Here is a 21,936-nt window from a genome sequence, read left to right as displayed (position 1 = left end):
TGAGTATCAAATTACTCTATTTTAAAAACACAAAACTAAATATTTATACTTATAGTATTTATGATTACAGGAACCCGATTTGATTTCTGAAAAATTCTCACTATCTGTAGGGTGGGCAATGCCCACCGGCTCATGATTTTGGTGGGCATTGCCCACCCTACGTATATTTCAAAAATCAAGTATGAGTCCTAGAGAATATCTAAGTACCTCTAAGGTGGGCATTGTCCACCACATAAAATGCTTGGCTTAATAGATAAACTTTATATTTAATTCAATTATATGAAATTTAGTATAATTAACGCGTGGCTTATGTCTGTATTTTTAGGAACCTTAATCTATATAATCAGGTAATTTTATTAGATAAAACTGGCAAATATGTTTACACAAATCATGAATGAATTAGCTATTTATTACCAGCTATTGTATTAATCAAGCGAGGATTTGAAAAGCCAATTGGAGGCAATCAATCTTCGACATTAATTAAATTACGGAGATTTTAATCATGTCTAACCAATTTTTTACAGAAGTATCCCTTGAGCAACAAGAAATTGTAGTTGGTGCAAGCAGAGGAGTTCAGGCTTATCCCATCAAAACATGTCATCCATATCAACCTTCTCCAGTTAAAGGTGGAGAAAGAAAAAAGGGATATCCTGAAGCTCCCAAAGATTTAGCAAAAGGTAAAAAACCTAGTGAATCTGAAGAGTCTGTTATATTCAATTTCTACTTTCATGACCTAAATGTTGAGAAAGTATATTTTGATTTTTAGAACGGAGTGAACTGAATCAAATTTCATGGGTTCTGGAATGTAGCCTAATGTCTAGATTTTACATAACTGATTGTTACGCCAAAAATCAAGTCAGGTAAAATCACTTCTGGAATGCTCCATTGAGCCACACATACGATTCAGTGAATTGAAAGTTAAAAGTATAGGGACTGGAACATCTTTGGATGTTTCAGTTTTTTTATTTAAGTATAACGACTTGAAAAAAACAACTATGTTAAATATAGGACTTACGCAAGTTTGATAATCAAACTAACTGTAGGGTGCGTCAGCCCCAATAATTTCGTACACATTACAGTATTTTTCACATCTGACGCACACTACTGGCGTGTCAGTTGCGTAAGTCCTGAAATAATGTAAGAACAATAGAATTGAGTTCGTAGTAAGGACTTTAGTCCTTTTTCGAGAACTAAAGTTCTCACTACAAATTTTTAATTATCTACCCCGTTCTACTTAATCTCTGGCGTAAACTAAAAAAATGAAAACATATATAGAAATCGGATTGGATTATTGAAAAAATCCAAGTATCAGTAGGGTGGGCAATGCTTAGCGTGTAAAGGTTTTGGTGGGCATTGCCCATCCTACGTGTTATTCAAAAATCAAATGCTAGCACTATACCGATTCTTTATCATTCGTGAGAAACAAGACCCCTGACTTCTCAAAGAAGTTGGGGATTTAAGTCTTTCGCTTCTTATAAATCAGTCCGGATGACTGTAGATAAATTGGATATTTAATTCACTCATGTTTAGAGAAATTAATGCTTTATTTGTGTCTGTATTTTTCGGAAATATCTCTGGCTTAATTATGATATTAATTACAGCAAAATTAGTAATAAAGTTTGCAGAAAGTGAAAGTGACTCAGCTATTAACTCCGAGCTATTGTTTAAAGCAAGCAACGAGTTGAACAACTTGAAAGAGACAATCAACTACTAGCTTGAAGTAATTCAAAACAATTGTTTTTACGGAGTGACAATTATGCAAGTTATCAACAATAATTTGTTTGCCCAAGTTTCATCTGAAACATCTGCTACTGTTAGTGGTGGAAGTTATGGAGAGTACGGTTATTATCCAAAGGGAGCAACCCTTTCTTATAACTATGATAATTACCTTCTTGCTCTTGGCGTTTTTTACCAGAACGCACCAGATGTAGCAAAAACATTAAACGTGTTTAGCGGCACATCACTCATTGGTACTACAATTACTCACACTAACGGAATAACTCCTGAAGAATCACTAATAGCTTCAAAGCTGGGTTTTAGCTCCGGCGGCTGGTGGTAATAGCATTAAGGGATTTGCCTGAAAATTATCAGAGATATTGCTGAGATTTTAGGCTTTTCTAATAATGATTTAGAGGTAACTAACTCAACATTAAAATTCTTAAATACTGGAGCATTGTTATGTTCCAGTATTTATCCTAAAAACAATAGACCTCTTGCATAAATTGAAATTATTCCCAAAGCATGAAAAAAGACAGTCCACTTTTTACAGAAATCTCTTTAGAAGAAGCTGCTGTTGTGAGTGGAGGCTATATTCCAGTTACTTTTGATCTTAATATTTATTACTACATTTTGGGGGCAGCCTATGTATATGGGGTTTCTGGTGTTACTAATGAAGAAGTTCAATTTGCTTGGGAATCAGCATTCATATTTGATTACCGTTATGCACTTTTCCGGCGAACTAGAAGAGTGGATTCTTCAAGTTATTCCTAAAAGATTATTTGAAAAGTTTGAAAGTATAATAAGAACCCCTCTCCAAACCTCTCCCCGAAACGGAGAGAGGCTTTTAAAACCCATAAAATTCCTTACAAGAGAACGGGGAATTGGGGGGTTAGCTTCTTAAGATTGTGATGTTAGTAATAATACTTTCTCAACAACCTCTAAGATAGGCAGTTATATATTTAACTTGCATAACTAGGGCGGGCAATATGAGTCAGAAAATCTGAGTATGCAAATTAGACGTGTTTTAGGTTATTACAGAATTTAAATATAGGATTCATACTTGCTTCTTGAAATAAATGTAGGGTAAGTAATTCCCACTCTGCTACAGATAATATCAAATGTTTATGGCTTACTACTTTAGTTGAAAGAAAGCTGTCTTATGAAATACGCTCACGTTCAACAACATAGTCAAGAAGATTGTGGTGCGGCTTGTCTAGCATCGATAGCCAAACATTATGGACGCACTTTTACTCTCAACCGCATCCGTGAAGCTGTAGGGACAGGACAATTTGGTACAACTTTATTGGGTTTAAAACGAGGTGCAGAAACACTAGGTTTTAATGCACGTTCTGTTAAAACTTCACCGGAACTTTTAAACCAAATTAATGAAGCGCGTTTACCAGCAATTATTCACTGGAAGGGGAATCACTGGGTTGTTTTCTATGGTAAAAAAGGCAAAAAATGTGTAATTTCTGATCCAGCCGTCGGCATTCGTTATCTATCTGAAAAAGATTTAGTCGAAGGCTGGACAGATTGGTTGATGCTGTTAGTAGAACCAAATCCAGAACTATTTTGGAAACTGGAAGATGACAAAGTTAGTGGCTTTTGGCGTTTCTTTAAGCGTGTTTGGCATTTTCGCAGTCTTATCGCCCAAGTTATTCCCCTTAATTTACTATTAGGAATTTTATCTTTAGCCTCTCCGTTTCTCTTACAAATTCTGACTGATGATATTTTAATTCGGGGTGATACAAGACTACTGACTACTATGGCGATAGGTGTATTCGTCATGAATTTGATTTCTGGTAGTCTGGCTTGGGTTCAATCTAATTTGATCGCTCATTTTGCCCAACGATTACAATTAGGATTAGTCTTAGAATTTTGTCGGCAAATTCTCCAATTGCCACTATCATACTATGAAGCTCGACGCAGTGGTGAAATTATTAGTCGCCTTCGAGATATTAACCAAATTAACCAGTTAGTAGCTCAAGTAGTTATCAGTCTACCTAGTCGATTTTTTATTGCTGTTATTTCTTTCTGTATCATGGTCTTTTACAGCTGGAAGCTAACTGTGGTAGCCATGATTGTGTCTGTGTTTATGACTATATCTACGATTGTATTTTTGCCAACTTTACAGCAGAAAACTCGTGAGCTTTTAATTAAAGATGCGGAAGCACAAGGTGTTTTAGTAGAAACTTTTAAAGGCGCTCTCACAGTCAAAACTACCACAGCTAGTCCACATTTTTTAGATGAACTACAAAGTCGCTTTGGTCATCTTGCTAATGTAACTTTACGTACAATTCAAATCGGCATCATTAATGGTACATTTTCAGGTTTGGTTTCTGGTATTGGTTCGATAGCATTACTCTGGGTTGGTGGTAATTTAGTAATTGATCCGGCAGAAAATTTGAGTATTGGGAAGCTACTAGCTTTTAACTCAATGAACGGAAATTTTCTAGGATTAATCGGTACTGTGATAGGTTTTGTTGACGAATTTACTACTGCAAAAACTGCTGTGCAACGCCTCACAGAAATCATAGATACCACACCTGAAAATGAAGGTGATGGGAAAAAGCCTTTTACTACAATCTCTGGTGATGCTGACATTATTTGCACAAATGTCAATTTTCACTATACCGGAAGAGTTGACTTACTAGAAGACTTTACCTTGACAATCCCTGGTGGTAAAGTCACTGCTATTATCGGCAAATCAGGGTGCGGTAAAAGTACTGTCGCTAAATTAATTACTAGTTTATATACTCTGCAATCTGGCAATATTCGGATTGGACTATATAACCTACAAGATATTGCACTTGATTGTCTACGTCAGCAAGTAGTTTTAGTTCCTCAAGATGCTCATTTTTGGAGTCGTTCCATTATCGAAAACTTTCGCTTAGGAACGCCATTTGTCACATTTGAGCAAATTGTTAGAGCTTGTCAAGTTGCTGGGGCTGATGAATTTATTAGTAGATTTCCTGATAAATATCAAACGATTTTAGGAGAATTTGGCGCAAATATTTCTGGTGGACAACGCCAACGCTTAGCGATAGCTAGAGCCATTGTTACAGATCCACCAATACTTATTTTAGATGAATCTACTGGCGGACTTGATCCAGTAAGTGAAGCCCAAGTTTTAGACGAATTATTACACCATCGTCAAGGCAAAACCACAATTTTGATTAGTCACCGTCCAAAAGTAATTAATCGGGCTAATTGGATTGTTTTACTAGATCAAGGACGATTAAAACTTCAAGGTTCCATAGAAGATTTACGGACTAAAGCAGGAGAGCATTTAGATTTCTTAATTCCTTGAATTTTAAGAAAACTGGGGACTAGGAGACACGAGAAAGAGTGCAATTTGAGTAACTTAGTTTTCCCTGTCCCCTATTAATTTTTTCCTATTTAAATACTGATAATTATTTGGTGAAGTATGCTGTATATTCAAAATAAGAAACTTATCCCGCCCCTGCAAGATGATGATGCTTTACCACCAGTTGGTATTTGGACATCTTTGCTGGGGTTATTTCTTGTAGTGTCTGTTAGTTCAGCGATCGCCTTATCCTCGTGGATTAAATATAATGTTGTCATCAAAGCTGCGGCTACTGTTCGTCCTATAGGCGAAACTCGCTTGGTACAGCCGGAAATTGAGGGGACGATTCAGAATCTCTTCGTAACAGAAAATCAAGTTGTCAAACGGGGTGATGCGATCGCTACTCTCAATACTGAGCAGTTACAAATCAAACAAAGTCAACTACAAGGTAATATCCAACAAATTAAATTACAACTTGTGCAAGTTGATGCTCAAATCAGTACTTTCAATAGTCAGATACTCGCGGAAACCAAGGTAATCGAGCGTACAGTGGCTTCTGCTCAAGCAGATTTGGCTCGTAATCAACGAGAATATCAAGAACGTCAAATCACTACACAAAGTGAATATATCGCCTCTGAAGCTAGTTTGCAAAAAGCGATCGCAGATTTACGTAAATCTCAAGCTGATTTGGATTTTGCTAACGCAGATCGCGATCGCTATCAGCAATTAGCTGATATTGGTGCGATTGGTAGGCGAGAATATGAACAGAAAAAACTTGTGGTAGAACAAGCTAAATCAGCCTTGGAAGCGGGAAAACGCTCTGTGGAAATCGCCCAAGCCAAAATGCAATCAGCAAAGGCTGGGGTTAATCCTAGCATGGCAACGGTGGCGATCGCACAAGAACGTATTGCTCAAGAAATCGCTAGGGGTGAGGCTACTATCGCTACGTTACAGAAAGAACAGCAAGCTTTAGTTCAGCGACGTTTAGAAATGCTGTCCCAACTCAACCAATCCCAAAAAGAATTACAACAAGTAGAAAAGCAATTGCAAAGTAGCGTCATTCGCGCTACCAGTGACGGGATTATCCTGAAGTTAAATCTGCGGAACCCTGGTCAAGTGGTACGTACTAGTGAGGCGATCGCGGAAATTGCACCACAAAATGCGCCACTAGTAATTAAAGCAATGATTCCCACCGCAGACATTAAAAAAGTGGAAGTGGGGAAGAAAGTTCAATTGCGTGTTAACGCTTGTCCATACCCCGATTATGGTGTTCTCCATGCTGTGGTGAGTGCTGTTTCTCCAGATGCGATCGCACCTCAAAATAACAATCCAGGGGGAGCATTATCGGCTGCTGCAACTCCTTATTTTGAAGCTACTATCCAACCAGAAAAAATCTCATTTGGGAATGGCGATCGTCAGTGTCATATCCAGTCAGGTATGCAGGCAGAGGCTCATATTATTTCTCAGGAGGAGACAGCACTACGATTTATCCTCAGAAAAGCAAGACTTATCACTGATTTGTAAGTTAATCCAGATATAAGTTCCTCATTTTAGTAACTATACGTCCTTGAGTTCAGGGGCTAGAGACTAGGGGTTATACCCAACTTAAAACTAAGATCCCCGACTTCTCAAAGAAGTCGGGGATCTTAAGCTGTCGATATCTATATAATTCAGACATTTTACCTTTTCTCAGAGGAATACTATCAATTTTTGGATAGAAACTTGGAAATTTTAGACAGATTACTTGTCATAAATCTATCGTGAATTCGTTAATAGTATTAACCTATGATAACAAAATAGTTAATAGATAGATTTTGTGTCTCTGAAAACAAGCACACAAATTATAATCATCACCATCTGAGTTATGACCATAATCCCGTTCTTGACATCCTATTACAGAGTTCAAAAAGCCCTACAATGGTGGTCTTATAGACAATCATCTAGATTCATTATTGAGGCTGAAAATATCCGGGATAGTCTATTACAGGAAACTTTTACTATGCGACGTAACTTAGATTTATTATCTATGAATCCTTGGGAATTATCAAGTGAGAAAATAAAACAATATTTAGATAAAGTTGATCATCTGCATCATTCCTTAGTAGACATAAGCGATCGCTTGTTTCCTGAATCACTACAAGATAGCTTTCCTCTGGCAATTGAGGGATTATTAAAGTCTTGGCTAGTCGCCAATCCCCACCTATATTTTCATATAGATATGCCAGTTTATTGGCGACATGAGCCAGCCGAATCTGGTTTAATTATTTTAAATTCTCTAGAAGAGTTATTAACAATTACAATCTCCGATATATTGAAGCCTAATTCCATTTATATAAGTCTAAAACAAAAGCAGGAATTAGGACAATTATCTGTCAAAATAAATTATTCTGAAGTAGGTGCTATTCTTTTTCACTCTAGTTTATCCACCTTAGATTATCTATGTCAAAGCTGTCAATTTTTGACCTCAGTCAAATGCTTTTATCATACCCAAAGTTATAGAGTTTATTGGTACTTCTATTGGTAGATATTACCATGAATTTAACGACATTAATCCATTTAAATTGATTTCGCATCAGATAGATGTGCCTATTGTTTATCACATAAAATATTTTTCCAGCAGACATTAGAAACAATCACTAGTCAATTATTTATTCAGCACAGGATGAATTATGCAACAGACCACATCTGAAAAAGCATTAAGGAAGTTTCTAGTAATTGATGATCATGAATCAGTTTTAAGTGGGACAGTAGAAGTATTAAAAAGACATTATCCTGAAGGCGATTTTGTCTTAGCGATTAATGCGGAAAGTGCCTTTAATCAACTAACAATTTGTCCACCAGACCTGATAGTCATGGATCTTTCTATCCCTGAAAAATTAGGAATTAAAGCCCGCCCAGATACAGGTGTGCGACTGCTGAGAACACTGATGAAAAATTATCCTAATCTCAACATCATTGTACAGAGCGCTCATATTAGAACACTAGTGAGAATCCGACCAGATATTGATACTCATAAAGGAGGTTTCACCGTTGCTGATAAAAGTCTATCTACGCAAGAAATGTTGACTAGAGTAGATTGGGCATTACAAGGATTAACTCATACAAAAGATATTAAGGGAATCCACACCGGACTAGAAATAAAACCAGAGTGGTTGAGAGTTTTAACCTTGGCTTTTGAGGAAGGATTACAAGATAAAGCTATTGCCGAACAAATGTGTATTTCAGAGCGCATGGTACGGCATTATTGGAGTAAATTACAAGATGCTTTGGGTGTTTATCCTGATGAAGGAAAAAATATCCGCATTCAAACCGAAAAGCGGGCTAGAGAAGAAGGGTTGATTGATTAAAGATGAACATTACATGACTATGAGTAATTAATAGTGGTTAGTTTATCTATCCCTAATTAATTGAACCTGACCAATTACTCATACCTAAAGACTAGGAGAATAGCATGATGCAACCTGGACTTTGGAGCGGAATTAAAGCAGAAATTGCCATTTGGCGTGTAGGTATATTACCAGGATTAGCAGTCATTGGACTAGTCACTTTTACAAGACTTTTTGGTTCCCTAGAGTCCTTAGAATTGATGGCTTTGGATAGTTTTCTCAGTTGGCGCTCAGAAGAACCTATAGATGCACGAATTTTGTTAGTAGAAATTAATCAAGGTGATAATTATTCTCTAACATCAACTATATCAGATAGTGGTTTTGTAGGGCTGCTGGAGAAGTTACAAGTTTATCAGCCTAAAGTTATCGGTCTAAATATTGATCGGAATTCACTCATCAATTCTCAAGAGGATAACCTGGTCAAGCTTTTTCAAAAGTACAGAAATTTAATTGCTACTGAAAACATTTTACCCGTCCAGATTCATTCGCATCTAGATTTGCCTCCTGAACAGATTGCTTTTGCAGACCAAATTCTAGATAGTGACGGTAAGGCGAGACGTAGTCTATTGGCAATTAATACATCTAATGGCTACAAATTATCTTTGGCTATGCGATTAGCAAGAATTTATTTAGCCCAGGAAAATATTAGTTTAGAAAGTAGTCAGTTGGGAAAAAAGAAACTACCCCGCTTTTTACCAAACTCTGGAGGATATATCCGTGCTGATGCCAGTGGCTTTCAAATACTGCTAAATTTCCGTAGTGGCAACCGAAGATTTAGAACTTTATCTGGGGAGGACATTAAAAATGGTAAATTTAACCCTGAATGGATACGCGATCGCATAGTCATTATCGGTATTACAAATACTCACAATCAGGACTTTATCCCCACTTCAGCGATTACATCAATTAAATCAGCTCCCAAGCAAGTTAACGCATTGGAAATCCAAGCACACGCCATCAGTCAAATTATTAGTGCTGTGCTTGATGGTAGACCACTAATTAATACTTGGAATGATGGATGGGAATATGCTTGGATTTTTGTCTGGGGTTTTTTAGGAATAGTGATTGCTAGGTTCACTAAATCCCCACTAGTAAATTTTTTGGTTGTGGGAATAACTATCACTAGTTTACTAGTAATTAGTTACCTACTATTAATTTGGGGGTGGTGGGTTCCAGTCATACCTACCATTCTAGTTCTGACTATAAATGGTATGGAACTGATAGCATTATATCAATACGACCAAGCTTTACGCTTAGGTATGAAAACCCGTCAAGACGTAATAGAAAGTACCTTTGAAACCATCCATAATGGACCACTACAAAGTTTAGCCCAAGTTTTAAAATTGATACGCTGCGAAAATACCAATACTCAGGAATTGCTCCCAAAGATTGAAAAAGAACTAGAGAAATTAAATCATGAGCTACGAGGAATTTACGAATTTTTGCAGCAAGAATATCCCAGCCAAGATATCAAACTGTATTTAGGTAATAATTTAGTCCTCAGTTTGCAAGATCCACTACACGAAGTCCTCTATCAAGTTTACAGTTACACCTTAGATCGAGAGTTTCCTTGCTTTAAAACTATTAAAGTTGCCATACGTAGCTTTGAGCCAATAGATGAACAAAGTTTAAGTATGGAACAAAAAAGAGGGATTTGTAGATTTTTAGAAGAAGCTTTATGTAATGTAGGTAAACACGCTACCGGAGTCACTAAACTCCAAGTCACTTGCTCATTAATAGCAGGTTGGTACACGTTGAAAATTATAGATAATGGCTTAGGCGTAAGTTCATCCAAAAAAGGACGAGGAACCCAACAGTTTATCAATTTAGCACGACAACTAAGGGGAAAATTCCAGCGATCGCCACAAATTCCCCAAGGAACCATCTGCGAATTATCTTGGCCAGTCAATAAGTTTTGGAGATAGTAATCCCCAAATTCCCGGCAATTTGCCCAGCAACCATGCCACTATAGAAAACATAGCTTTAAACATAGCAAGAAGAAGGCTAGAAAACGCTGTGCAGATTACATTTTTAGGTACAAGTTCTGGTGTACCCACAAGAGCGCGCAATGTTTCCAGCGTTGCGCTAAGACTACCCCAACGGGCAGAGTTGTGGTTATTCGACTGTGGCGAAGGTACTCAACACCAAATTTTGCGGAGTGACTTAAAAGTCAGCCAATTGTCCCGAATATTTATTACCCATCTGCATGGTGATCACATTTTTGGTTTAATGGGTCTTCTTGCTAGTTGTGGCTTGGCGGGTAATGTTCAAAGAGTTGATATTTATGGCCCATCGGGTTTAAACGAGTATATCCAATCCGCTTCTCGTTATTCTCATACACATTTCTCCTATCCCATTAAAATCCACACTGTCCGCCCTGGTGTCATCTATGAAGATGATGAATTTACCGTGACTTGTGGACTATTACATCATCGCATCACCGCTTTTGGCTATCGCGTAGCCGAAAAAGACCGAGCCGGACGCTTTGATATAGAAAAAGCCAAAGAATTGCAAATCCCACCTGGGAGAGTTTATGGTCAACTCAAGCGTGGCGAAACCGTTACCCTTGAAGATGGGCGTGTCATTAACGGTTCTGAATTATGCGGCCCCACAGAAATTGGGCGGAAAATGGCCTACTGCACAGACACAATATATTGTGATGGTGCTGTTGAATTAGCTCAAGATGCAGACGTGTTAATTCACGAAGCCACCTTTGCCCATCAAGACTCAGAAATGGCTTTTCAGCGATTACACTCAACAACCACAATGGCAGCGCAAACGGCCTTAGCTGCTGGAGTGCGTCGATTACTGATGACTCACTTCAGTCCTCGCTATGCACCCGGTAACACCATAGAGTTAAAAGATTTGCTACAAGAAGCCCGTGCCATCTTTCCTCGTACCGATATGGCCTATGATTTTATGACTTATGAAGTACCCAGACGACGAGAACCAGTTTTAAGTTCAGTCTCCTCAAGTTCGGTGTAGGGTTTTATAGGTAAACCCCAACGGCCTTAGGAGTTAATCTGGTGGGGTGCGTTACGACTAAAGTCCATAACGCACCGGAAATCTCGGATGCTGCGTTGTGCTACGCGACAACAAACCCTACCGACGAGAAAATGCGATGACCTTCGGTCGGTCAGAGATCATCACCTCAATTAGATTCTGATGATTCTGCTGGCTGTTCCGTGACTGTAGGTGTTTGTGTTGTTGTAGAACGTGGACGACGTTTGAAGTAATCACCCAAGTTGACTTTCTTCCGTTGAGTCACTGGTTTTTCTTGTGATTCAGCTGGCAATGTAGGTGTTACCTCTGGCTGTGGTTCTGGGGTAACTGTCGGTGATGGTATGGGTGTTACCTCTGGCTGTGGTTCTGGGGTAACTGTCGGTGATGCTGTGGGTGTTACCTTTGGTTGTGGTTCTGGGGTAACTGTCGGTGATGGTATGGGTGTTACCTCTGATTGTGGTTCTGGGGTAACTGTTGGTGATGGTATGGGTGTTACCTCTGGTTGTGGTACAGGCGACTCAATTACCTTTGGTAATGTCGGAGTCAGACTAGGCGACGGTTGAGGACGAGGACGGCTAAAAAATCCACCATTTTTAGGTTTTTCTGGTTCAGGAGTTTCTGTTTGTGGTGGTTCAGTAGCTTCAGGAGTAGGGACTGTTTCCGTAACTTCCGGTAATGCTGATTTTTCTGGTTCTGGGCTAGGAGTTGTCACAGGTGTTGGTTCTGCAAGCGATGGTTTAGCCTCATAAGTCAAGTCTACAATGCCACGTACTTCCTGAGCTTTTAATTCTCCCCTAACAATTCTGGACAAAGAATCTTTACCATTGGGTTGGTAGTCAAAAAGTCTGACTGTAGTATTAAAGGCATTCTTGACTGGATTCCCTTGATTGTCGAGGAATTCCAGCTTCACCCAGTTTTTTCCAGGTTTAAAACCTTTGAGGTAAACTGCTTGCCACCGATCAAATACAAAGCTTTCACCATTTATAGTGCAGCGAATACGCCAATCACTGAATTGATCATTGGGTTGCTCTTTCGCAACTAGATGTAAAGGGGCGTTAGTCAGGTAAAAATCTAACAAGATTGGTTCTGCCCCATAACTGCCTTGAGGACTACTGTAAGTTAACAAAGGTAGGCTGGAGTCTGGATTATTGTCGTCGCTTTTCGTAAAAACATGAAATGTCGTCTGGGCGTAAGCACCTTCATTTTTAAAACTTTCATGCCAAGGACGGGCAGCAAAGACGCGCAGAGTATGAGTACCTGGAGATAAGTCAGACAGCACCAAAGGCTGACTTATGTCATAAACGGGTATATAAGGTTGATTATCTACAATTACGTGTAGATAAGGGCCTAAATCCCATTGTGGATGCTTAAAAATTGGTAGATCCTTAACTTGGAACTTCACCGAGACAGTATTGTCACTAATCACTTCCTCCGGTTGAGGGTTAACTATTGTCACCTGTGGTTGATAAATTTCTAAATTAGGACGTAATTCTTGAATCACATCTGGTGGTGAGACTTCGGAAAATTGCTGAGAAATCTGCTGAGGTTTGTCTTTTGCACTAATGGATACTTGTTGACTAACAGCTTTCTCACCACAACTAGTCACACCTAAGACTAGTACTAGTGTGATCAGCCACCTCAAAATAGTCGAACTTCCCAGAAGAACTTTCCTTAAAGGCCTGTTATGCCAAGAGTTCATACCTTATACCTAGTTATAGTCTTGAACAACTGCAATCATTGTGGCTGAATTGAGCGATCGCCTACTATCACCTACAAGCTGAAATCTTCATCACATACCATGAGTTTTTAGTAAAAATTAAAAATCAGGATTTTTTTTACAATTTGTTGTAAACATCAAAAACTAGGTGAAAATAAATATACCCAAAGCAAACTCAGCAAATTTGTTGCCGTTTTGGTATCAGAAGACATAAGTTTTACGAATTGTTATCCTTTGTAAATTAAATAAAGAAAGTATTGACTTTTTGCTAAATACTTTGCAGTGAAAAGGCAGATTAGACAAATATTCTGGCTATTTTGAATTATTGTTAAAATGTGTCCATCAAAGTACAAGTAAAGACTTTATAATTCAACAGAAACAAATTTCCACATAGCGCTTTCATCGCTGCTCCAGCCACACTCTGGAGAAAGCGACTAAGTATCACTTTGTGGTTTCATGATTCCTCATTCCTTATCACCAGAGGAGGTCGAATGACAATTAGTCCTCCGGAGCGAGAGGAAAAGAAAGCAAGAGTAATCGTCGATAAAGATCCGGTTCCTACCTCATTTGAAAAATGGGCGCAGCCAGGACACTTCGATAGAACTCTCGCTAGAGGTCCAAAAACCACCACATGGATTTGGAACCTCCACGCTCTCGCCCACGATTTTGATACACATACAAGCGATTTAGAAGACATCTCCCGCAAAATATTTGCGGCGCACTTCGGCCACCTGGCAGTTGTGACAATTTGGTTGAGCGGGATGATTTTCCACGGCGCGAAGTTTTCTAACTACGAAGCCTGGTTAAGTGACCCGTTGAACGTGAGACCCAGTGCTCAAGTCGTTTGGCCCATTGTGGGACAAGACATATTGAATGGTGATGTCGGTGGTGGATTCCACGGTATTCAGATCACCTCAGGCTTGTTCCAAGTATGGCGTGGCTGGGGTATCACCAACTCCTTCCAGCTTTACTGCACAGCTATTGGCGGCTTGGTATTAGCGGGCTTGTTCCTATTTGCTGGCTGGTTCCACTATCACAAACGCGCTCCCAAACTGGAATGGTTCCAGAATGTGGAGTCGATGTTGAACCACCACCTACAAGTCTTGCTAGGCTGCGGTTCCTTAGGATGGGCTGGACACTTAATTCACGTCTCCGCACCAATCAACAAGCTTTTGGATGCAGGGGTTGCAGTTAAAGATATCCCCTTGCCTCACGAGTTCATCCTCAACAAGAGCGTTTTGATTGACCTGTTCCCCGGCTTTGCTGCTGGTTTAACACCTTTCTTCACCTTGAATTGGGGTCAGTACGCTGACTTCTTAACCTTCAAGGGCGGTTTAAACCCTGTAACCGGTGGTCTGTGGCTGACTGATATTTCCCATCACCACTTGGCGATCGCTGTATTGTTCATCATTGCAGGACACCAATACCGCACTAACTGGGGTATCGGTCACAGCATCAAAGAAATTCTAGAGAACCATAAAGGCCCCTTCACAGGTGAAGGCCACAAAGGTCTCTACGAAAACCTGACCACATCTTGGCACGCTCAATTGGCAACAAACCTTGCCTTTTTGGGTTCCTTGACCATCATCATCGCGCACCATATGTACGCGATGCCTCCCTACCCATACTTAGCAACTGACTACGCAACACAGTTGTGTATCTTCACCCACCACATCTGGATCGGCGGATTCCTCATCGTCGGTGGCGCTGCTCACGCAGCAATATTTATGGTGCGGGACTACGATCCTGTCGTTAACCAAAACAACGTATTGGATCGGGTGATTCGTCACAGAGATGCAATTATTTCCCACCTGAACTGGGTTTGTATCTTCCTTGGCTTCCACAGCTTTGGTTTATACATCCACAACGACACAATGCGTGCCTTGGGTCGTCCCCAAGATATGTTCTCCGACACAGCAATTCAGTTGCAGCCGGTATTTGCTCAGTGGGTACAAAACCTGCATACCCTAGCTCCTGGTGGCACTGCACCAAACGCTTTAGAACCTGTTAGCTACGCCTTTGGCGGTGGTGTACTGGCTGTAGGTGGCAAGGTCGCAATGATGCCTATCGCATTAGGTACAGCCGACTTCTTGATTCACCACATCCACGCCTTCACCATTCACGTAACAGTTCTGATTCTGTTGAAAGGTGTATTGTTCGCCCGCAGCTCTCGTCTGATTCCAGACAAAGCGAACTTGGGCTTCCGCTTCCCTTGCGATGGTCCCGGTCGTGGTGGTACTTGTCAAGTATCCGGTTGGGATCACGTATTCCTCGGATTATTCTGGATGTACAACTCCCTATCAATTGTAATTTTCCACTTCAGCTGGAAAATGCAGTCTGATGTCTGGGGAACAGTAGACGCAGCAGGTAATGTGTCTCACATCACTGGTGGTAACTTTGCCCAAAGTGCCATCACAATCAACGGCTGGTTGCGTGATTTCTTGTGGGCGCAAGCTTCCCAAGTAATCAACTCCTACGGAAGTGCGTTGTCCGCTTATGGACTAATGTTCTTGGGCGCTCACTTTGTATGGGCATTCAGCTTAATGTTCCTGTTCAGTGGTCGTGGCTACTGGCAAGAATTAATTGAGTCCATTGTTTGGGCGCATAATAAACTGAAGGTAGCTCCTGCAATCCAACCCCGCGCTCTGAGCATTACTCAAGGTCGTGCCGTTGGTGTAGCTCACTACCTCCTGGGAGGAATTGCTACAACCTGGGCATTCTTCCACGCACACATACTTTCGGTAGGCTAGCAATTAGTTATAAAGAGTACTGAGTATTGAGTGCTGAGTACTGGGTAATAACAGGACTTAGGACTCAAAACTCAGAACTCTGGAATCTGAAACCTGATGGCTAAAGGTCAGAGGAAATATCAATGGCAACAAAATTTCCAAAATTTAGCCAGGATCTAGCACAGGACCCAACTACCCGTCGCATTTGGTATGCGATGGCTATGGGCAACGACTTTGAAAGCCACGATGGCATGACCGAAGAAAATCTTTACCAAAAGATTTTCGCTACTCACTTCGGTCACCTGGCAATCATTTTCTTATGGGCTTCTAGCCTCCTGTTCCATGTAGCCTGGCAAGGTAACTTTGAACAGTGGATTAAAGATCCTCTACACGTCCGCCCAATTGCTCACGCGATTTGGGACCCCCACTTCGGTAAACCAGCTATTGAAGCTTTTACCCAAGCTGGTGCTAACGGCCCAGTAAACATTGCTTACTCTGGTGTATATCATTGGTGGTACACCATCGGTATGCGGACAAACACCGAACTATATACAGGTTCAGTCTTCCTGTTGTTGTTTGCGTCCTTGTTCTTGTTTGCTGGTTGGTTGCATTTACAACCCAAGTTCCGTCCTAGCCTAGCTTGGTTTAAGAGTGCTGAATCTCGTCTGAACCACCACTTAGCAGGTTTGTTCGGCGTTAGCTCTCTAGCTTGGGCCGGTCACTTGATTCACGTTGCTATCCCCGAATCTCGCGGACAGCACGTAGGTTGGGATAACTTCTTAACCACAGCGCCCCACCCAGCAGGCTTACAACCCTTCTTCACAGGCAACTGGGGTGTTTACGCTCAAAACCCTGATACAGCAGGTCACATTTTCAGTACCTCTCAAGGTTCTGGTACAGCGATTCTGACATTTTTGGGTGGCTTCCATCCTCAAACAGAATCCCTGTGGTTGACAGATATAGCTCATCACCACTTGGCGATCGCTGTATTATTCATTGTTGCTGGTCATATGTACCGTACCAACTTCGGTATTGGTCACAGCATCAAAGAAATGATGAATGCCAAAACTTTCTTTGGCAAACCTGTTGAAGGTCCCTTCAATATGCCTCACCAAGGCATTTATGATACCTACAACAACTCTCTGCACTTCCAATTAGGTTGGCACCTAGCTTGCTTGGGTGTTGTTACCTCTTGGGTGGCGCAGCATATGTACTCCCTGCCTTCCTACGCATTTATTGCTAAGGACTACACCACACAGGCAGCTTTGTACACACACCATCAATACATCGCTATCTTCTTGATGGTTGGTGCGTTTGCTCACGGTGCTATCTTCTTAGTCCGTGACTACGATCCTGAACAAAACAAAGGTAACGTGCTTGAGCGTGTGCTACAGCACAAAGAAGCGATTATCTCCCACCTAAGCTGGGTATCGCTATTCTTAGGCTTCCACACCTTAGGCTTATACGTCCACAACGACGTAGTAGTTGCTTTCGGAACACCTGAAAAGCAAATCTTGATTGAGCCAGTATTTGCTCAGTTCATTCAAGCTGCTCACGGTAAGGTACTCTACGGCTTAGATACATTGCTGTCTAACCCCGATAGCGTTGCCTACACAGCCTATCCTAACTACGCCAACGTTTGGCTACCAGGCTGGTTAGATGCCATTAACTCTGGTACTAACTCCCTGTTCTTAACAATTGGCCCTGGCGACTTCTTGGTACACCATGCGATCGCCTTAGGTCTGCACACCACCACCCTCATCTTAGTCAAAGGTGCTTTGGATGCTCGTGGTTCCAAGCTGATGCCCGATAAAAAGGACTTCGGCTATGCCTTCCCTTGCGACGGTCCAGGCCGTGGCGGTACTTGCGACATCTCCGCTTGGGACGCTTTCTACCTATCTTTGTTCTGGGCGTTAAATACAGTAGGTTGGGTAACATTCTACTGGCACTGGAAACATTTAGGTATTTGGCAAGGTAACGTTGCTCAGTTCAACGAAAATTCCACCTACCTCATGGGCTGGTTCCGTGACTACCTCTGGGCTAACTCTGCTCAGTTGATCAACGGTTACAACCCCTACGGCGTGAACAACCTGTCTGTCTGGGCTTGGATGTTCCTCTTCGGACACCTAGTTTGGGCTACTGGCTTCATGTTCCTCATCTCCTGGAGAGGTTACTGGCAAGAGTTGATCGAAACCCTAGTTTGGGCGCACGAACGTACTCCTATCGCTAACCTAATTCGCTGGAAAGACAAACCCGTTGCTCTCTCCATTGTTCAAGCCCGTGTAGTTGGTCTAGCTCACTTCACCGTCGGCTATGTCCTCACCTACGCAGCTTTCCTCATCGCCTCCACTGCTGGTAAGTTCGGTTGATCTAGCTTCTAGTTTTGTAGGTAAGTAATAAGAAATCCCCCACTGTACAGTGGGGGATTTTTTGTTGACTCATAATTAAGTTGGACTAAAAATATACAATATTTGATTGAATGTATTTAAATATTGAGGAAAAACTATTAAATGTCAAAATTATCTGATTCACAATTGTTAGAGAAATTACATAGAACGTGGGTTCAATCATTAATTAATGATTACTGGAATGATTATGCAGCGATTATTGTTGATGCTCAATTAGTTTTTGATACTGGCTGGAGTGATTATGCAAATGATTTTTGTACTTTAGGTCTTTTAGTATATTTACCATTGCATCTCTATTCGATAGTTATAAGGGACGAAAATATTCAAGAAGTTCTTAAATATCATTTTGCAATTATTGCTCAGGGTCATATTTGGTATGATATGAGTGATTTCCCCATACACTACAGAGTTAAATTACTAGATGTTGAGGAAAATTGGCACAAGACTATTAAATTCTTGATTGCTAAATCTAAGGATCTAAATCAAGGATTGGTTACAGAAAAAGCCTTTGCACGAAAAGGTAAAGAACCTATTGTTTACAATGAAATAAAGTTTGCGTCACAGTCCGAGATTAGAATTGCCCAAGAGTTGGAACTCAAAGGTGTTTTGTTCTTTCCTCTACCTCTAGCTGTTAGGTATGAAACAGGTAATATTTATGAAGATCATAGAGAAGTAGATTTCTTAGTATGCCTAGATGGAACATTTGGAATTTTAGAGATTTCCTTCCATGAAGGTAGGTATGAAAAAGATAAGGAAAAGGATGCTTGGTTTAAAAAATCAGGGATTCTCTGTATTGAACATTACCCGGCTGAAAAATGTTACAACCAACCAAAGTACGTTGTGGAAGAGTTTTTGAGCTTTCTTTCTAAACATAAAAGGTAATTGAACAATTATTCTAAGGTATGAGCAATTATAATTGCTACTAAATTACACGCATGAACACTAAACTTGTTGATTCTCTATTTCAAGTAATATTGTCACTCTCTGAAGAAGAACGCTCCCTTTTGGAAGAAAAGCTATTTTTTAATTCTTCCTATCCATCTACACCAGAGATTATGCAAGTTGCACAGAAAAGTAAAGCATTTGAATTTTTACATAATGAACCAAATTTATATACTCTAGAAGATGGAGAACCCGTGTAATGTCTCTACAAAAAGGAGATATAGTCTTGGTTCCATTCCCATTTACAGATTTGACTGGAACAAAATTGCGCCCTGGCTTAATTTTATGGGTTGATAATTCAGGTAATGATATAACTTTATGTTTTATCTCTTCTCAAGATGTCACTAATTTAACATCAGGAGAATTTGTTTTAGACCCATCAGATGCAGAGTTTGCCGGAACTGGATTAAAACTTATTTCTAAAGTTAGAGTAACCAGACTAGTTACGCTTGAACGTAGATTAATTACTAGAAGAATCGGTAAATTAGGAGTAAATCAAATCCAGCAGTTGAATTTACTTATGATTCAAGCGTTTCAATTGATGGAATAGCAATCAAAGAGCTTTATTTTCATGTTGTCGTAGTATTTCCGTAACATTCGATTTAGGAATTGGGCATATTGAAAATTTTGGTGATGACTTTTGCTCAGATGTAGCCCATTGCTCATATCACTGGTTACAGTAGATTCAACAAAATAACCATAGATGTAATATGCAGCTACCTATACCCCCGCACTTTAACTCAGCAAAAGTTGGCGAAGTTTGGCGAGTACCTTACCAAGAACGTGCAGCAGAAGCGGAAGCATGGGCAAAACAACACAACATCCAACCAGCAGCTTTTGATAAAACTCGTATTTGTTTATTGCTAATAGATGTGCAGAATACCTTTTGCATCCCAGAATTTGAATTATTTGTGGGTGGTAAATCTGGGACTGGTGCTGTAGATGATAATCGGAGAATATGTGAATTTATCTATCAAAACTTGGGTGTAATTACAAAAATTATTCCTACCTTAGATACCCATACTGCCATGCAGATTTTTCATCCCATATTTTGGGTGAATGAGTCAGGCGAACATCCTACACCAGCAGCCACTAGTATTACTCTTACAGATATTGAAAAAGGGATTTGGAAAGTTAACCCAGATGTGGCGAACAGTATTACTCATGGGGATTATGAATTATTAGAAAAACACGCTTATCATTACGTAAAACAACTAAGTCAAGATGGGAAATATCCTTTGACTGTTTGGCCTTACCATTCTATGTTGGGTGGTATTGGTCATGCGTTAGTTTCTGCTGTGGAAGAAGCAATATTTTTTCATGGTATAGCTCGTCAAAGCCAAACACAGTTTGAGATTAAAGGTGACAATCCTTTAACAGAAAATTATTCTGTGTTACGTCCAGAAGTATTAATTGGTTTTGATAAAAATCCCCTAGCTGATAAAAATCAAAAATTAATTAAGCAGCTTTTAGAATTTGATGCTGTGATTATTGCTGGACAAGCAAAAAGTCATTGTGTTGCTTGGACAATTGATGATTTATTAATAGAAATTCAACAAGTAGATACAGCCCTTGCTAAAAAAGTTTATTTACTAGAAGATGCTTCTTCTCCTGTTGTAGTTCCTGGTGTTGTAGATTATACAGAACAAGCAGATGCCGCATTTGCTAAGTTCCAAGCAGGAGGGATGCAAATTGTTAAATCTACTGAACCTATTGATAAGTGGTTACAGCAAGCTACTTAAACTAACCAAAAGGTCACCCGATAGTCCGTGATTATGGTTTCAAATAATCTTTAGGATTTTCTGCCACCCAACCTAGAGATGAACTAGCACGCACTTCAAAATGAAGATGGGGTTGTTTGGCTGTAGGTTGTCCTGTAGTGCCGACAGTGCCGAGTAACTGCCCTTGATTAACTTTTTGACCAACCTTAACATTTATGCTGTCAAGATGGGCGTAGCGGCTTTGGAGTCCCCCATTGTGGTTGATGATGACCAAATTGCCGTAAGTACCCTGCTCCTTAGCAAAGACTACCGTACCTGGTGCGATCGCCTCAACAGGAGTCCCGACTGGTGCTAATAAATCCACCCCACTATGGAAAAATACTTCACCCGTATTGGGGTTAATCTGCCAGCCGTAAGGTAAGCCTACCTCCACAGTCTGAGAAAAAGGATAGCCAGCTAACTGAGCAGAAGCTCTAGCTGTGGAAGGTCTAGGAGACTGGGTAAAAGAGCCATTAGGCGACCAATTCACCCCTGGAACAAACACAATTCTGGGATTTGCTTGACAGCCATTAATCTCAAATAAAGTATCAGGACGAACTTTATATCTCGTCGCTACCTGCCGCCAAGTTTGACCCTGAGGCACTTCTACAACCACCCCGTTGTAAGGAGGAATTTGTAACTCGCTACCCACAGCCGGAGAAGAACCATCATGGAGAGATGGATTCATGCCAATCAGCGTTTCTGGGCTGAGATTATAGCGTTGGGCTATGGTTACCAACGTATCGCCACGAACTACTTTATGGCGCTTGAAGCGAGATAAAGCGGGAATTGGGCAACCCTCCACAGCAGCGTTAACCCTGCTCGCATTTGGGAGTATAGTAGTCAGTCCAATAGTGCTGACTAAACCACAGAGTAAAAGCAGACGGTAAAAAACAGTCATGTTTACAAATTATGAGCGCCTTAACTTTAAATTTTAGTTTGGGGATTGGGGATTGGGGACTGGG

General features: G+C 40.4%; 17 protein-coding genes. 15 read left to right on the top strand and 2 right to left on the bottom strand.

What is annotated here, in order from left to right; translation table 11 throughout:
- The first annotated feature begins 502 nt into the window (after positions 1 to 502).
- From ACM5QX_RS00770 to ACM5QX_RS00730, 9 genes are all read left to right on the top strand, one after another.
- Positions 503 to 766, top strand: a complete 264-nt coding sequence (locus tag ACM5QX_RS00770) for a hypothetical protein (protein ID WP_414751963.1) — start codon at positions 503 to 505, stop codon at positions 764 to 766.
- Positions 767 to 1,756: 990 nt separating this feature from the next.
- Positions 1,757 to 2,059: a hypothetical protein gene (locus ACM5QX_RS00765; protein ID WP_414751962.1), complete on the top strand. Its 303-nt coding sequence runs from the start codon at positions 1,757 to 1,759 to the stop codon at positions 2,057 to 2,059.
- A gap of 182 nt (positions 2,060 to 2,241) precedes the next feature.
- A complete protein-coding gene (locus tag ACM5QX_RS00760; RefSeq protein ID WP_414751961.1) occupies positions 2,242 to 2,490 on the top strand; it encodes a hypothetical protein in 249 nt (82 codons plus the stop codon).
- A 388-nt stretch (positions 2,491 to 2,878) separates the two neighbouring features.
- Positions 2,879 to 5,029 (top strand): peptidase domain-containing ABC transporter, encoded by a 2,151-nt coding sequence (locus ACM5QX_RS00755; protein WP_414751960.1) that lies wholly within the window; start codon positions 2,879 to 2,881, stop codon positions 5,027 to 5,029.
- A 117-nt stretch (positions 5,030 to 5,146) separates the two neighbouring features.
- Positions 5,147 to 6,550 carry an HlyD family efflux transporter periplasmic adaptor subunit gene (locus tag ACM5QX_RS00750; RefSeq protein ID WP_414751959.1) on the top strand — a complete coding sequence of 468 codons (1,404 nt, stop codon included), beginning with the start codon at positions 5,147 to 5,149 and terminating at the stop codon, positions 6,548 to 6,550.
- Positions 6,551 to 6,890: 340 nt separating this feature from the next.
- On the top strand, positions 6,891 to 7,550 hold the full coding sequence (locus ACM5QX_RS00745) for a hypothetical protein (RefSeq protein ID WP_414751958.1): 660 nt from the start codon (positions 6,891 to 6,893) through the stop codon (positions 7,548 to 7,550).
- A gap of 145 nt (positions 7,551 to 7,695) precedes the next feature.
- Entirely contained in the window at positions 7,696 to 8,373 is a 678-nt protein-coding gene (locus tag ACM5QX_RS00740) for a response regulator transcription factor (RefSeq protein ID WP_011319184.1), read from the top strand.
- Between the two features lie 104 nt (positions 8,374 to 8,477).
- Positions 8,478 to 10,337, top strand: coding sequence for a CHASE2 domain-containing protein (locus tag ACM5QX_RS00735; protein ID WP_414751957.1), 1,860 nt, complete (start codon positions 8,478 to 8,480; stop codon positions 10,335 to 10,337).
- 91 nt (positions 10,338 to 10,428) lie between these two features.
- Positions 10,429 to 11,397 (top strand): ribonuclease Z, encoded by a 969-nt coding sequence (locus ACM5QX_RS00730; RefSeq protein ID WP_414752244.1) that lies wholly within the window; start codon positions 10,429 to 10,431, stop codon positions 11,395 to 11,397.
- Between the two features lie 166 nt (positions 11,398 to 11,563).
- On the opposite strand, the gene ACM5QX_RS00725 is transcribed toward ACM5QX_RS00730, so the two are convergent.
- Positions 11,564 to 13,114 carry a hypothetical protein gene (locus ACM5QX_RS00725; protein ID WP_414751956.1) on the bottom strand — a complete coding sequence of 517 codons (1,551 nt, stop codon included), beginning with the start codon at positions 13,112 to 13,114 and terminating at the stop codon, positions 11,564 to 11,566.
- Positions 13,115 to 13,623: 509 nt separating this feature from the next.
- Here ACM5QX_RS00725 and psaA point away from each other — a divergent pair.
- From psaA to ACM5QX_RS00695, 6 genes are all read left to right on the top strand, one after another.
- Entirely contained in the window at positions 13,624 to 15,882 is a 2,259-nt protein-coding gene (psaA, locus tag ACM5QX_RS00720) for a photosystem I core protein PsaA (RefSeq protein WP_011319188.1), read from the top strand.
- A gap of 122 nt (positions 15,883 to 16,004) precedes the next feature.
- Entirely contained in the window at positions 16,005 to 18,230 is a 2,226-nt protein-coding gene (gene psaB, locus ACM5QX_RS00715; RefSeq protein WP_414751955.1) for a photosystem I core protein PsaB, read from the top strand.
- Between the two features lie 141 nt (positions 18,231 to 18,371).
- A complete protein-coding gene (locus tag ACM5QX_RS00710; RefSeq protein WP_414751954.1) occupies positions 18,372 to 19,151 on the top strand; it encodes a hypothetical protein in 780 nt (259 codons plus the stop codon).
- Positions 19,152 to 19,204: 53 nt separating this feature from the next.
- Positions 19,205 to 19,411, top strand: coding sequence for a hypothetical protein (locus ACM5QX_RS00705; protein ID WP_414751953.1), 207 nt, complete (start codon positions 19,205 to 19,207; stop codon positions 19,409 to 19,411).
- Positions 19,411 to 19,761, top strand: coding sequence for a type II toxin-antitoxin system PemK/MazF family toxin (locus ACM5QX_RS00700; protein ID WP_011319191.1), 351 nt, complete (start codon positions 19,411 to 19,413; stop codon positions 19,759 to 19,761). The genes ACM5QX_RS00705 and ACM5QX_RS00700 overlap by 1 nt, the downstream gene beginning before the upstream one ends.
- A gap of 160 nt (positions 19,762 to 19,921) precedes the next feature.
- A complete protein-coding gene (locus ACM5QX_RS00695) occupies positions 19,922 to 20,953 on the top strand; it encodes an isochorismatase (RefSeq protein ID WP_414751952.1) in 1,032 nt (343 codons plus the stop codon).
- A 31-nt stretch (positions 20,954 to 20,984) separates the two neighbouring features.
- On the opposite strand, the gene ACM5QX_RS00690 is transcribed toward ACM5QX_RS00695, so the two are convergent.
- Entirely contained in the window at positions 20,985 to 21,872 is an 888-nt protein-coding gene (locus tag ACM5QX_RS00690; RefSeq protein ID WP_414751951.1) for a LysM peptidoglycan-binding domain-containing M23 family metallopeptidase, read from the bottom strand.
- Positions 21,873 to 21,936: the final 64 nt, after the last annotated feature.

It is taken from the genome of Anabaena sp. CCY 9910, from assembly GCF_963920875.1.
Taxonomy (GTDB): Bacteria; Cyanobacteriota; Cyanobacteriia; order Cyanobacteriales; family Nostocaceae; genus Trichormus; species Trichormus variabilis.
This window is presented reverse-complemented; position numbering and strand designations above follow the sequence as displayed.

Excerpts from the sequence above, each read along its gene's own strand:
- ACM5QX_RS00690 (WP_414751951.1), bottom strand. The coding sequence starts at position 21,872 with ATGACTGTTTTTTACCGTCTGCTTTTACTCTGTGGTTTAGTCAGCACT.
- ACM5QX_RS00765 (WP_414751962.1), top strand. The coding sequence starts at position 1,757 with ATGCAAGTTATCAACAATAATTTGTTTGCCCAAGTTTCATCTGAAACA.
- ACM5QX_RS00750 (WP_414751959.1), top strand. The coding sequence starts at position 5,147 with ATGCTGTATATTCAAAATAAGAAACTTATCCCGCCCCTGCAAGATGAT.
- ACM5QX_RS00735 (WP_414751957.1), top strand. The coding sequence starts at position 8,478 with ATGATGCAACCTGGACTTTGGAGCGGAATTAAAGCAGAAATTGCCATT.
- ACM5QX_RS00755 (WP_414751960.1), top strand. The coding sequence starts at position 2,879 with ATGAAATACGCTCACGTTCAACAACATAGTCAAGAAGATTGTGGTGCG.
- psaB (WP_414751955.1), top strand. The coding sequence starts at position 16,005 with ATGGCAACAAAATTTCCAAAATTTAGCCAGGATCTAGCACAGGACCCA.
- ACM5QX_RS00705 (WP_414751953.1), top strand. The coding sequence starts at position 19,205 with ATGAACACTAAACTTGTTGATTCTCTATTTCAAGTAATATTGTCACTC.
- ACM5QX_RS00760 (WP_414751961.1), top strand. The coding sequence starts at position 2,242 with ATGAAAAAAGACAGTCCACTTTTTACAGAAATCTCTTTAGAAGAAGCT.
- ACM5QX_RS00710 (WP_414751954.1), top strand. The coding sequence starts at position 18,372 with ATGTCAAAATTATCTGATTCACAATTGTTAGAGAAATTACATAGAACG.
- ACM5QX_RS00695 (WP_414751952.1), top strand. The coding sequence starts at position 19,922 with ATGCAGCTACCTATACCCCCGCACTTTAACTCAGCAAAAGTTGGCGAA.
- ACM5QX_RS00745 (WP_414751958.1), top strand. The coding sequence starts at position 6,891 with ATGACCATAATCCCGTTCTTGACATCCTATTACAGAGTTCAAAAAGCC.
- psaA (WP_011319188.1), top strand. The coding sequence starts at position 13,624 with ATGACAATTAGTCCTCCGGAGCGAGAGGAAAAGAAAGCAAGAGTAATC.
- ACM5QX_RS00725 (WP_414751956.1), bottom strand. The coding sequence starts at position 13,114 with ATGAACTCTTGGCATAACAGGCCTTTAAGGAAAGTTCTTCTGGGAAGT.
- ACM5QX_RS00700 (WP_011319191.1), top strand. The coding sequence starts at position 19,411 with ATGTCTCTACAAAAAGGAGATATAGTCTTGGTTCCATTCCCATTTACA.
- ACM5QX_RS00770 (WP_414751963.1), top strand. The coding sequence starts at position 503 with ATGTCTAACCAATTTTTTACAGAAGTATCCCTTGAGCAACAAGAAATT.
- ACM5QX_RS00740 (WP_011319184.1), top strand. The coding sequence starts at position 7,696 with ATGCAACAGACCACATCTGAAAAAGCATTAAGGAAGTTTCTAGTAATT.